The organism is Cupriavidus sp. 8B, from assembly GCF_054589115.1.
Window position 1 is genome coordinate 16,041 of record NZ_BAAILO010000040.1, and the last position, 12,105, is coordinate 28,145.

9 protein-coding genes are annotated in these 12,105 nt (G+C 66.5%); 4 read left to right on the forward strand and 5 right to left on the reverse strand.

What is annotated here, in order from left to right; translation table 11 throughout:
• Window positions 1-46: 46 nt before the first annotated feature.
• From ACYP5B_RS04460 to ACYP5B_RS04475, 4 genes are all read right to left on the reverse strand, one after another.
• A complete protein-coding gene (locus tag ACYP5B_RS04460; RefSeq protein ID WP_459568704.1) occupies window positions 47-1,594 on the reverse strand; it encodes an efflux transporter outer membrane subunit in 1,548 nt (515 codons plus the stop codon).
• Window positions 1,595-1,605: 11 nt separating this feature from the next.
• Window positions 1,606-4,797: an efflux RND transporter permease subunit gene (locus ACYP5B_RS04465; RefSeq protein ID WP_459568705.1), complete on the reverse strand. Its 3,192-nt coding sequence runs from the start codon at window positions 4,795-4,797 to the stop codon at window positions 1,606-1,608.
• Window positions 4,798-5,003: 206 nt separating this feature from the next.
• Window positions 5,004-6,275 carry an efflux RND transporter periplasmic adaptor subunit gene (locus tag ACYP5B_RS04470; protein WP_400097229.1) on the reverse strand — a complete coding sequence of 424 codons (1,272 nt, stop codon included), beginning with the start codon at window positions 6,273-6,275 and terminating at the stop codon, window positions 5,004-5,006.
• 146 nt (window positions 6,276-6,421) lie between these two features.
• Entirely contained in the window at window positions 6,422-7,345 is a 924-nt protein-coding gene (locus ACYP5B_RS04475; RefSeq protein WP_318238152.1) for an alpha/beta hydrolase, read from the reverse strand.
• Window positions 7,346-7,640: 295 nt separating this feature from the next.
• Between ACYP5B_RS04475 and ACYP5B_RS04480 the strand changes: the two genes are divergently transcribed.
• On the forward strand, window positions 7,641-8,597 hold the full coding sequence (locus tag ACYP5B_RS04480) for a LysR family transcriptional regulator (RefSeq protein ID WP_400097231.1): 957 nt from the start codon (window positions 7,641-7,643) through the stop codon (window positions 8,595-8,597).
• 33 nt (window positions 8,598-8,630) lie between these two features.
• Here ACYP5B_RS04480 and ACYP5B_RS04485 read toward each other — a convergent pair whose 3' ends face one another.
• Window positions 8,631-9,086, reverse strand: a complete 456-nt coding sequence (locus ACYP5B_RS04485) for a RidA family protein (protein ID WP_459568707.1) — start codon at window positions 9,084-9,086, stop codon at window positions 8,631-8,633.
• A 128-nt stretch (window positions 9,087-9,214) separates the two neighbouring features.
• On the opposite strand from ACYP5B_RS04485, the gene ACYP5B_RS04490 reads away from it, so the two are divergent.
• From ACYP5B_RS04490 to pstS, 3 genes are all read left to right on the forward strand, one after another.
• A complete protein-coding gene (locus tag ACYP5B_RS04490; protein WP_400097235.1) occupies window positions 9,215-9,874 on the forward strand; it encodes a helix-turn-helix transcriptional regulator in 660 nt (219 codons plus the stop codon).
• Window positions 9,875-10,004: 130 nt separating this feature from the next.
• Window positions 10,005-10,823, forward strand: coding sequence for an alpha/beta hydrolase (locus tag ACYP5B_RS04495; protein WP_459568708.1), 819 nt, complete (start codon window positions 10,005-10,007; stop codon window positions 10,821-10,823).
• Window positions 10,824-11,035: 212 nt separating this feature from the next.
• The gene (gene pstS, locus ACYP5B_RS04500) at window positions 11,036-12,067 is read left to right on the forward strand and encodes a phosphate ABC transporter substrate-binding protein PstS (protein ID WP_400103064.1); all 1,032 of its coding nucleotides are present in this window, start codon (window positions 11,036-11,038) and stop codon (window positions 12,065-12,067) included.
• Window positions 12,068-12,105 lie beyond the last annotated feature (38 nt).

Genomic DNA, 12,105 nt, shown 5'->3' on the forward strand with positions numbered 1-12,105 from the left:
GCGGCAACCGCGCGAGGGCGGCTACCGCGTCTTGAAAGCCTCAGGTTCAGTGGTTAGCGGCCAGCGGGCCAGTGCCCGCCTGCGCCACGCTGGGTGCGGCATCCGGCAACGGCCCCCAGCCACCGCCCAGCCGGCGCACCAGCGCCACCGTGGCGGAGGCACGCAGCCCGGCCACCTGGTTGGCCTCGCGCTGCGACTGCAGCACCGTGCGATCCGCGTCGATCACCGTCAGGTAATCCACCGCGCCCGCCTCGTAACGGCTGCGCGAGATCTTGGCCGCGCGGCGGGCGCCGCCCAGTGCGCCGTCCAATGCCCCAGCCTGCTGGCTCAGCCAGCGCACGTCGGCCAGGCTGTCTTCCACTTCGCGCATGGCCGTCAGCACGCTCTGGCGGTAGCTCGCCACCGCTTCCTCGTGCTGCGCGCGCGCCGCCGCCAGGTTGGCCTTGTTGCGGCCCCCGTCGATGATCGGCGCGGCGATCGTGCTGCCGATCAGCGGCCCCAGCATCCACGCGCGGGAGGACCACTTGAACAGGTTCGACAGGTCGTTCGACTCAAAGCCGAACAAGCCGGTCAGCGTGATGCGCGGATAGAACGCGGCCTTCGCCACGCCGATGCGCGCATTGGCAGCCGCCATCTGGCGTTCGGCCTGGGCGATGTCGGGACGGCGCTCCAGCAAGTCGGAGGGCAGCCCTGCTGGCACGGCGATCGGCGCGGCGTCCAGCGGGCGCGCGGCCAGCGTGAAGGCGGCCGGCGGCGCGCCCGTCAGCACCGCCAGCGCGTGCTCCTGGTTGGCGCGGCGACGTTCGATGTCGGCCAGGTCCGCGCGGGCCGTGCCAAGTTCGGCTTCGCCGCGGGCCGGATCGAGGTCCGTGGTTTCGCCTTCGTCGAACCGGCGCTTGAGCAGCTTGAGCGCGTCCTCACGCAAGGTAATGGTGGCGTTGAGCAGGTCGCGCTCGCTGTCCAGCGTGCGCAGCGCGAAGTAGGCTTGCGCCACGTCCGCCTGCAGCGCCAGCAGCACCGAGCGATACAAGTCTTCCGCCGCGTCGCCTTCGGCGCGCGCCGCCTTGACGTTGTCCGCCACGCGGCCGAACAGGTCCAGCTCGTAGCTAGCAAAGGCGCGTGCCTTGAGCACCGTCTGCGGCGCCACCTTGGTGCCGTCGGGCAGCCCCTGCGAGGCGGCCGACGATTGCGTGCGGGTCGGGTCCAGGCCCACGCTGAGCTGTGGGTACTGGTCGGCCTCGGCCACCCCGGTGAAGGCGCGCGCCTGCTTGAGGCGGGCTGCGGCGATCGCCAGGTCCTGGTTGGACTCGGTGGCGGTCGCGATCAGGCGGTCGAGGTCGGCGTCGCCGAAGATCTTCCACCATTCGCCGCGCTGCGCGCCTTCGGCCGGCGTGGCCACCTTCCATTGCGTGCCTTCGGCTTGCGCGGCCATCGCTTCCTTGTAGGCCGGCGTGGCGGCGGTGGCGCTTTCCGGCACCTTGTAGGTCGGCGCCAGCGAGCAGCCCGCCAGGATCAGGGCCACGGCCAGCGTGGCCAGGCGCGGCAGCGCCGCAGGCAATAGCGATGTCATCTTGGATGTCAATGTTGCGTTCATGTCGGTCACCCTTACTCAGCGGAGGCGATGGCCTTGTGGCTCGCCGACGGCGCGTCCGACACCTTGCGGCGCTCGCCACGGGTTGCCAGCATGCGCAGCGCCACGTAGAACACCGGCGTCAGGAACAGCCCGAAGAAGGTCACGCCCAGCATGCCGGCGAACACCGCCACGCCCATCGCATGGCGCATCTCGGCACCGGCGCCGGTGGACACCACCAGCGGCACCACACCCATGATGAACGCGAACGACGTCATCAGGATCGGGCGCAGGCGCAGGCGGCTGGCCTCGATCGCCGCGGCCACGATGGAGCGGCCTTCATGCTCCAGCTCCCGCGCAAACTCCACGATCAGGATCGCGTTCTTCGCCGACAGCCCCACCAGCACGATGAAACCGATCTGCGTGAAGATGTTGTTGTCCCCCTTGGTCAGCCACACGCCAGTCATGGCGGCCAGCAAGCTCAGGGGCACGATCAGGATCACGGCCAGCGGCAAGGTCAGGCTTTCGTACTGCGCGGCCAGCACCAGGAACACCAGCAGCACGCACAGCGGGAAGATCCACACCCCCGCGTTGCCGGCCAGGATGTCCTGGTAGGTCAGGTCGGTCCATTCGAACTTGATGCCCTTGGGCAGCGTCTCGGCCGCAATGCGCTCGGCCGCGGCTTGCGCCTGGCCCGAGGAGAAGCCCGGCGCCGGGCCGCCATTCATGTCGGCCGCGGTGAAGCCGTTGTAGCGGATCACGCTGTCCGGGCCAAAGCCCTGGTTGACGGTGAGCAGCGACGACAGCGGCACCATGTCGCCGGCGCTGTTGCGCGTCTTCAGTTGCAGGATGTCCTCGGCGTGGGCGCGGAACTGCGCATCCGCCTGGACCTTGACCTGGTAGGTCCGGCCAAACTTGTTGAAGTCATTGACATAGGCCGAGCCGAGGTAGGTCTGCAGCGTGTCGAACACGTCCGTCACCGGCACGCCCAGCTGCTTGGCCTTCACACGGTCCAGCTTCACGTCCAGCTGCGGCACGTTGACCTGGTAGTTGGTAAAGATACCAGCCAGCTCGGGCGTGGCGCGCGCCTTGGTGGTGAAGGCGTTGGTGGCGTCGAACAATGCGTCGTAACCCAGCGCGGCGCGGTCCTCGATCATCATCTTGAAGCCGCCGATGGTGCCCAGGCCCTGGACCGGCGGCGGCGGGAACACGGCGATGAAGGCGTCCTGGATCGCCGCGTACTTGCCGTTGAGCTGCGCCGCGATGGCGTTGCCCGACAGCTCCTTGGTCTTGCGTTCTTCAAACGGCTTGAGCGAGACAAAGACGATGCCGGCGCTCGGGCTGTTGGTGAAGCCGTTGATCGATAGGCCCGGGAAGGCAATCGCCGATTCCACGCCCGGCTGCTTGAGCGCGATGTCGGACATCTGGCGGATCACGTCTTCGGTGCGGTCCAGCGTGGCGCCGTCAGGCAGCTTGGCAAAGCTCACCAGATACTGCTTGTCCTGCGCCGGCACAAAGCCCTTGGGCACCAGCTGGAACACGCCCCAGGTCAGCGCCAGCATCACGGCGTAGACGCCGAACACCGCAGTCTTGCGCGAGATCACGCCCTTGACACCCTTGCCGTAACGCTCGGCGCTGGCGCCGAAGAAACGGTTGAAGCGGCCAAAGAAGCCACCCAGCACGCGATCCATGCCGCGCGAGAGCCAGTCCTTCGGCGCATCGTGGCCGCGCAGCAGCAGCGCGGACAAGGCCGGCGACAGCGTCAGCGAATTGAAGGCCGAGATGATGGTCGAGATGGCGATGGTCAGCGCGAACTGCTTGTAGAACTGACCGGTCAGGCCCGTCATGAACGCGAGCGGCACAAACACGGCGATCAGCGTCAGCGCGATGGCGATGATGGGGCCGCTGACTTCACGCATGGCCTTGTAGGTCGCCTCCTTTGGAGACAGTCCCTCGGCGATATTGCGCTCGACGTTCTCCACCACCACGATCGCATCGTCCACCACGATCCCGATGGCCAGCACCAGCCCGAAGAGTGACAACGCATTGATGGAAAAGCCAAAGGCATGCATCAGCCCGAAGGTACCCACGATCGACACCGGCACCGCCAGCAGCGGAATCACCGAGGCGCGCCACGTCTGCAGGAACAGGATCACCACCAGCACCACCAGCAAGATGGCTTCGAACAGCGTGTGGGTCACGGCCTCGATGCTATGGCGCACGAACTGCGTCGGGTCATAGACGATGCTGTAGTCCACGCCATCGGGGAAGTTCTGCTTGAGCTCCTCCATGGTCTTGCGCACGTCGTCCGAGATCTGGATGGCGTTGGAGCCCGGGGCCTGGAAGATCGGAATCGCCACCGCGGACTTGTTGTCCAGCAGCGAGCGCAGCGCATACTCCGACGCGCCCAGCTCGATGCGGGACACGTCCTTGAGGTAGGTCACGCCGCCATCGGGCGAGGTGGCCACGATGATGTCGCCGAAGGCTTCCACGGTTTCCAGGCGGCCCTGCGCGTTCACGGAGAGCTGCAGGTCAGCGCCCGGCAGCGCGGGCGAGGCGCCGATCACGCCGGCGGCCACCTGCACGTTCTGCTCGCGGATGGCCTTGACCACGTCGGCGGCCACCAGCTTGCGCTCGGCCATCTTCTCGGGGTTCAGCCACACGCGCATGGAATAGTCACCCGAGCCGAACAGCTGCACCTGGCCCACGCCCTGGATCCGCGCCAGGCGATCCTTGACGTTGATCACCGCATAGTTGCGCAGGTAGGTCATGTCGTAGCGGTCGTTCGGCGAGACCAGGTGGACCACCATGGTCAGGTCCGGCGAGCTCTTGACGGTGGTGATGCCCAAGCGGCGCACGTCTTCCGGCAGGCGCGGCTCCGCCTGCGCCACGCGGTTCTGCACGAGCTGCTGGGCCTTGTCCGGATCGGTGCCAAGCTTGAAGGTCACGGTCAGCGTCAGCAGGCCGTCGCTATTGGCTTGCGACGACATGTAGAGCATGTCCTCCACACCGTTGATCTGCTCCTCCAGCGGAGACGCCACGGTAGCGGCAATCACCTTGGGGTTGGCGCCGGGATACTGCGCGCGCACCACCACCGACGGCGGCACCACCTCGGGATACTCCGAGATGGGTAGCTTGAACATCGAGATGGCGCCGATCAGGAAGATCAGCACCGATAGCACGCCGGCAAAGATAGGCCGGTCGATAAAGAATTTCGAGAGATTCATCTCAGTCTCGGCGAAAGGGCTCCCCCTGGCGGCCTGGATGGCAGGCGCCATGTGGAGCGGGGAAGCTAAAAAATGGCTCGGCTGGGGGGAGAGGTGTTTTAGCGCCGGGGCATTGTGGATGCGCCCGCCCTCTCCCCCGGCCCCTCTCCCGCCATGCGGGAGAGGGGAGCGAACCCTCAGCGGATTCAGCGCACGCGGGTCACAACTCAGGTCACCGGTTTGCCATCGGCCGCCTTGTCCGTGGTCTTCTCGGTGGCCGCTTGCTTGCGGTCAGCCGATTCGCCACGCTGGTCCAGTTCGCGCTTGAACGCCATATCGACCGGCTTGGGCGCGACCGTGATACCGGGGCGCACACGCTGCAGCCCGTTGACCACGATCTTCTCGTCGGCCTTCAAACCCTGGCGGATCACGCGCAGCCCATCAAACGACGGCCCGAGCGTGACTTCGCGATAGGCCAGCTTGTTGGCGCCATCCAGCACCAGCACGAACTTCTTGCCCTGGTCGGTGCCGATGGCGCGGTCGTTGATCAGCACCACCGGATGCGGCGAGCCGCCGCCGAGCTTGACGCGCGCATACAGCCCCGGCAGCAAGCGGCCGTCCGGGTTGTCGAACACGGCGCGCACGCGGATGGTGCCGCTCTTGGTGTCGAGCCGGTTGTCCACCGACTGGATACGACCCTCGCGCGGATAGTCATCTTCGTTGGCCAGGCCCAGGAACACCGGAAGCTTTGACTGGCCACCTTCGCCACCGGACGCGCCGGCCGCTTTGTCCCCCGTATAGCGCAGGTAGGTCTGCTCATCGAGCTCAAAGCTGGCGTACACCGGCGAGACCGACACCACCGTGGTCAGCACCGGCGTGCCGGCGCCGGCCGCCACCAGGTTGCCAACCGTGATCTCGGCACGCGATACGCGCCCGCTGACCGGCGCGGTGATCCGCGTATAAGTCAGGTTAAGGCGAGCCGCTTCCAGCGAGGCTTGCGCGGCGCGCACATTGGCGATGGCTTCACGCGAGCCGTTGTCGCGCTCATCGAACTCGCGGCGCGATACCGCGTTGTCCTGCACCAGCCGCTGCGCGCGGGCCAGCTCGGTCTGCGCGTGGCCGGCACGCACTTGCGCGGCGGCCAGCGCGGCTTCGGCGCGCGCCACCTCGGCGGCATAAGGACGCGGGTCGATGGTAAACAGCGGATCGCCCTTCTTGACCAGCGCGCCTTCACGGAAGTGCACGGCGTCGATGGTGCCGCCAACGCGGGCGCGGATCTCAACCCGGTCTACCGCTTCCAGGCGGCCGGAGAACTCATCCCATTCGGTGATGGTCTTGCCCAGTGCGGCTGCCACGTCCACGGCGGTAGGTGCTGCCGGGCCAGGCACGGCCTGCGCCTCACCGGCGTGCCAGGGCTTGAAGATCGAGGTGGCCAGGCCAGCCCCGAGCACAGCGACGATGGCCAGGGCAATCATGGTGCGTCGAGTTTGCTGATTCATTTTCTTGACTCCGTATTCCGTCTGCGGGTTTTCTTCAACTGGAAAGCAAAAAAAAGACGAACGCCCCCGCCGGAGCGCGCAAAGGGAGCGCGCCCGGACCGCCTGCTTCTCGCAGGCCGGCTTGGGCTTTAGTGGTAACCCGAAGATCAGCCGGGCGGGCTGGCTCCTGTCTGGCGTTCGGTCCTGGGTGAGGCGTCGTCGTCGCCGGCAAAATAGCCTTGCAGGTAACGCGCGCCTTCGTTTATCCACACCTGACATCGGTCGTGGGACACTTCCACGCCGGCGCCACAGGCACCGGCCATGATCTGGGCCTGCGCCGGGACACCGGCCGTCTGCAGGCGGCTGACGAAGGCCTCGCCTTCGGCACGCAATGCATCTTCCTCTGCCACCTGGACAAAGGTGGGCGGCAGGCCGGCCAGCCGCGAGGCCAGCGCCGGCGCCGCGTAGGGATGCACGCTGGCGGCCGGGGTCGGCAGGTAATCGCGGTAGTAGCCCGCCAGGCGCTGGAGCATTTCCAGCGGCACGCTGCGCCCGTCCTGCCCGACCGCGCCCGAGGCGTGCTGCAGGCACGGGTCCGTCACCGGGCGGATCAGCCACTGCGCGCGCGGCTCGGGCAAACCGCGGTCGCGCAGCATCTGCGACAGCGCGATCGCCAGGTTGCCGCCCGCCTCTTCGCCCACCAGGGCAAAGCGCAGCTTGTCCACCTTCAGGCGGCGCGCATGACGCAGCACCCACTCAGCGGTATGGAACACGTCCTCCGGCGCCGCCGGGAACGGAAAATCGGGCGCCAGCGAATACGCCGGGGTGACCACCACAGCAGGCACCGTGACCGCCAGCGAGCGCGCCAGGCGCTGGGATTTCTCCAGGCTGCCGTCGACAAAACCTCCCGCATGCAGGTAGATCAGCCAGGGCAGCAGCGGTGCGGCCTTGCCCTCCGGGTAGCCCGGCGGGTAGCTCAGGCGCACCGTGATCGTGCGCCCACAGCTTTCCACCGCGTGCTCGGTCACGCGCCCCTCTGCCAGTTCGGCGGCGGAGGCTGCGGCGGCGGCTTTCGATTGCGTAGGCGACATGTCGGTCACTTGCGGCGCGTTAACGACGCATCCATTGCACATTGCGATGCAGCGAATTATGGTGGTTGATAAAGGTGGGATAAAGCGAGGCTTTGCCAATGCACTGTTTCTCCGGTGAAATAATCGGCCATGTGGCGCACGGGAGACCCTTCGCAGTGCAAGGTCATCCATTTTGTGCTCCACTCCCGCACTTCCGCAGCCGCGCAGTCTGTCCTGGGCCACGCCGGGCTGCACCCTACCCGGGTGCATGCCCCGCCGGCCAGACCTGCCTGTTTCCTTATCCCGGGGAGTGAACATGGATCGTCTCGTCTCAATGCAGGCCTTCACCCGCGTGGTGGATGTGGGCAGTTTTGCGCGCGCGGCCGAGGCGATGGACCTGCCCAAGGCCACGCTCACCCGCCTGATCCAGAACCTGGAAACCCACCTCGGCGTGAAGCTGCTGCACCGGACCACCCGGCGCATCAGCGTGACCACCGACGGCGCCGCCTACTACGAGCGCTGCGTGCGGATCCTGGCGGACGTCGAGGAAGCCGAGCAATCCCTCACCCACCAGAACAACACGCCGCGCGGCACGCTGTGCGTGGACACCACCGCCGGGCTGGCGCAGATGGTGCTGATCCCCAAGCTGCACGAATTCTTTGCCGCCTACCCGGAGCTCAAGATGGAGCTCACCATCAACGGCAAGCCCATCGACCTGCTCAAGGAAGGCGTGGACGTGGTGCTGCGCGTGGGCGACCCGGTGGACGACACCATGGTGGCGCGCCGGATCGGCCAGCTGCGCCTGGCGTTCTACGCCTCGCCGGTCTACCTCAAGCGCAACGGCACGCCCACCCAGCCCAGCGACCTGATGCAGCACCGCGCCGTGAACTACCTGTCCAACCGCACCGGCCGCGAAATACCGTGGCCGCTCGGCCAAGGCGAGCAGCGTACGGAAATGCTGCTGCCCTCGGCCATTTCCACCAACGATGCCGACGTCTACCTGGGCTGCGCGCTGGAGGGCCACGGCATCGCCCGCATTTCGCGCGCCATGGCGCTGCCCTATGTGGAAAGCGGCCGCCTGGTCGAAGTGCTGCCCGACTGGCCCACGGACTCGCTGCCGATCGCGGCGATGTACCCGCAGAACCGCCACTTGTCGGCCAAGGTGCGCGTGTTCGTCAACTGGGCCGCCGAGCTGTTCGCGCGCCATCCGCAGTTCGGTGAGACCCAGGCGGGACAGCCTCAACCATCCCGGCAACCCAAGCTGGCGGCCTGAGCGCAACACCGGCCTACTGCGCGTAGGCATCGGCTACGCCGCGCTGGGGGTGGTTGAGCCATCCGCCACGGCCAGCGCCTCCACCTCGAACAACATCCCGTCAAGCGCCAGCCGCGGCACCGGAATCAGGGTGCACGCCGGCTTGGGCGCATCGCCCCAGGCCCGCTCCACCGCCGCCGCCAACACGCGCAGGCGCGCCTCGTCGTGATCCACCACCAGCACCGTCAGCTTGGCCACATGGCGCAGTTGCGAGCCCGCGGCGGCCAGTGCCACGCCCAGGTTGTCGAACGCCTGGCGCACCTGCGCCTCGAAGCTGTCGGGCAGGCTGCCATCCGCGTGCTCCCCACCCTGCCCGGCCACGCAGACCAGGCCCGCGCCGGGCGCGACCATGGCCACATGGGAGTAACCGTTGGCGCTGGGATCATAGAGACCAAGCGGGTTGAGCATGGTGAGCTGACGCGATGCTTGTTGTGTGCGCGTGGCTTGCATAGGACGATTTCCTTGAGAGATAACAATGAGACAGCAATGATCGGCTTGGCCGGATGCAAGGGCGGACTCGACATTGCAGCCCGCCTGCCCTAATATCCAAGACAGTTTTTGGATATTAGGGCGCACCCATGAATTATGCAAACGATAACTTGGATAACCCTACGGGGTCTCCGGGTGATCGCATCCTGTTCCTGCTGAAGACCAAGGGCGCGGCATCGACCACGCAGATCGCCCAGGCGCTGGGCGGCACGGCCGAGGCCGCACGCCAGCAGGTGCAGAAGCTGCTTGCTGCCGGGCTGATAGAGGGCCGCCAGCAAAGTGCCAGCGGCGCAGGCCGGCCACGCCAGGACTGGACCCTCACTGCCAGCGGGCATGGCCGCTTCCCCGATACCCACGCGCAACTCACCATCCAGTTGATCGGATCGGTGCGGCAGTTGTTCGGCGAGGAAGGGATGGACAAGCTGATCGGCCAGCGCGAGGCCGAAACCCGCGCGCAATATCTCGCGGCAGTCGCCGGCCAGGGCGATCTGCCGCAGCGGCTAGCCACGCTCGCCGCGCTGCGCAAGGCCGAAGGCTATATGGCGCGCCTTGAGCAAGACGGCGCGGACTGGCTGCTGATCGAAGACCATTGCCCGATCTGCGCCGCCGCGCAGACCTGCCAGGGGTTCTGCCGGGCAGAGCTGCGGATCTTCCAGGAAGTCATCGGCACGCAAGCGACAGTCACGCGCGAAGAACATCTGCTGAGCAACGCGCGCCGCTGCGTGTACCGGGTCAGCGTAACGGCATAGGCGGCATAGGCGGCATGGACGACCTAGCTGGTGTTAGCGCGGATTGGTCATCCCGGCCGCCGATGCTATCTTGCTCCTCAGCCACGGTCGTCGTGCCCGCCAGCCAATTCGAACCCCGGAGAGACAACCCATGCCTTGCCGCCAACCAAACACACCGCAGGGATGGCTGCGCCGGGCCACACTCTGCCTCACGCTGATGCTCTGCACGCTGGCAACGCGGGCACAGACCGCACCGCAGGTGGTCGACATCCCGACCCGCCCGGGCGTGACGCAGCGCTTCCTGTATCTGGCGCCCGCGCAGCCCACGGCTGCGGTGATCCTCTACGCCGGCGGGCACGGTGGCCTGCAGATCTTCCCCAACGGCAGCTTTGGCTGGGGCGCCGGCAACTTCGTCGTGCGCGCACGCCAGGCCTTCGTCGACAACGGGCTCGCGGTAGCCGTCATCGACGCCCCGAGCGACCGGCTCACGCCGCCCTACCTCAATGGCTTTCGCCAGACCCCCGAACATGCCGAAGACGCCAAGGCCGTGATCGCCTGGCTGCGCAACCGCACCAACCTGCCAGTCTGGCTGGTAGGCACCAGCCGCGGCACCCAGTCCGTTGCCGCCATCGCCATCCGGTTGGCAACTGGCGGCGGCCCCGACGGTATCGTGCTGACCTCCACCATCCTGCGCGAAGAGCGCGGCCGGGCGGTGCCCGCCATGGATCTCGACAAGATCAAGATACCCGTGCTCGTCGTCCATCACGAACAGGACGGCTGCAAGCAGTGCCCGTACAGCGAGGTGCAAGGACTGATGGACAAGCTCGCCAAAGCCCCCAAAGCAGGCTTGATCCACTTTGACGGTGGGAACAATGTGGGAGACCCGTGCGAGGCCATGGCGTATCACGGATTCAATGGCATCGAGCCGCAAGTGGTGCAGGCCGTGGCACGGTGGATGGCGGAAAAGTAAGGCTCCAGCAAGCCATCGTGACAAGGCCGTGACAAGCTCATGACAACGGAATGACACACCGTTGCAACCACCATGCGCACCTGAAAAAACGCCTTGCTGGTTACACCGGAGCGAGTGCTAGGATAAGCAAGTGGCCTCCCCGGCGGACCGCGCCGTCGCTGTCTTACGTGCAGTACATGGGCTATCCACTGACATGCCTGGGAGGTTGCAAAATGACTCCGCCCCTCTTCTGGCAAAACGTGAAGCGCAGCGCCACGCTCGCCTGCCTGCTCACGGGCTATGCACTGTCCGCGCACGCAGGCGATGTCACTGGGGCGGGCTCCACCTTCGTCTACCCCCTGCTAGTGAAATGGGCGGCCACCTACTACACCAAGACCGGCCAGCAGGTGAACTACCAGCCCACCGGCTCGGGCAACGGCATCCGGCAGATCAAGGCCGCCAATGTCACGTTCGGCGCCTCCGACATGCCGCTCAAGCCGGACGAGTTACGCGCTGCGGGGCTGGTCCAGTTTCCGCTGGTAGTGGGGGGCGTGGTGCCCATTGTCAATCTGGATGGCGTGGCTGCGGGTCAGATCCGCTTGACCGGCACGCTGCTGGCGGATATCTACCTGGGCAAGATCGCCAACTGGGATGACCCCGCCATCAGCGCGATCAACCCTGGCATCCACTTCCCCAATCAAAAGATCCTGGTCGTGCATCGCAGCGACAGCTCCGGCACGACCTTCAACTGGGCCGACTACCTGTCCAAGGTCAGCGACGAATGGAACCGCAGCGTGGGCGCGGGCACCACCGTCAAATGGCCGGCAGGCGTCGGCGCCAGCGGTAACGAGGGCGTGGCTACCTACATCAAGAATGTCAAAGGGGCGATCGGCTATGTCGAACTGACCTACGCGCTGCAACGCAAGCTGCTCTATACGGCCGTGCGAAACCGGGATGGTGCGTTTGTCGAGCCGGCGCGTGAGAGCTTCAGCGCAGCAGTAGCGTCAGCAAACTGGAGCCAGCACTCCGACTTCTATCAGGTCATCACGGATGCGCCCGGCACGCAGGCGTGGCCGATCACCGGCGCCGTGTTCGTGATCATGCCGAAGGACCCCAAGGATGCCGCAAGCGCCAAAGCCGCACTCGCGTTTTTCCGGTGGGCCCTGAATAACGGGCAGGCCGATGCCGCGGCAGAGCACTACGTGGCACTGCCACCCGGGCTGGTCAAGCAGATCGAAGCCTACTGGGGAGAGAACCTGAAGTGAGTGCGGGAAGCCCGATGCTGCGACGGGTTCCTGGTTTC

Bases quoted from the DNA above. Each gene is read 5' to 3' on its own strand.
- pstS (WP_400103064.1), top strand. From the start codon at position 11,036: ATGACTCCGCCCCTCTTCTGGCAAAACGTGAAGCGCAGCGCCACGCTC.
- ACYP5B_RS04485 (WP_459568707.1), bottom strand. From the start codon at position 9,086: ATGCAAGCCACGCGCACACAACAAGCATCGCGTCAGCTCACCATGCTC.
- ACYP5B_RS04475 (WP_318238152.1), bottom strand. From the start codon at position 7,345: ATGTCGCCTACGCAATCGAAAGCCGCCGCCGCAGCCTCCGCCGCCGAA.
- ACYP5B_RS04480 (WP_400097231.1), top strand. From the start codon at position 7,641: ATGGATCGTCTCGTCTCAATGCAGGCCTTCACCCGCGTGGTGGATGTG.
- ACYP5B_RS04460 (WP_459568704.1), bottom strand. From the start codon at position 1,594: ATGAACGCAACATTGACATCCAAGATGACATCGCTATTGCCTGCGGCG.
- ACYP5B_RS04490 (WP_400097235.1), top strand. From the start codon at position 9,215: ATGAATTATGCAAACGATAACTTGGATAACCCTACGGGGTCTCCGGGT.
- ACYP5B_RS04465 (WP_459568705.1), bottom strand. From the start codon at position 4,797: ATGAATCTCTCGAAATTCTTTATCGACCGGCCTATCTTTGCCGGCGTG.
- ACYP5B_RS04470 (WP_400097229.1), bottom strand. From the start codon at position 6,275: ATGAATCAGCAAACTCGACGCACCATGATTGCCCTGGCCATCGTCGCT.
- ACYP5B_RS04495 (WP_459568708.1), top strand. From the start codon at position 10,005: ATGCCTTGCCGCCAACCAAACACACCGCAGGGATGGCTGCGCCGGGCC.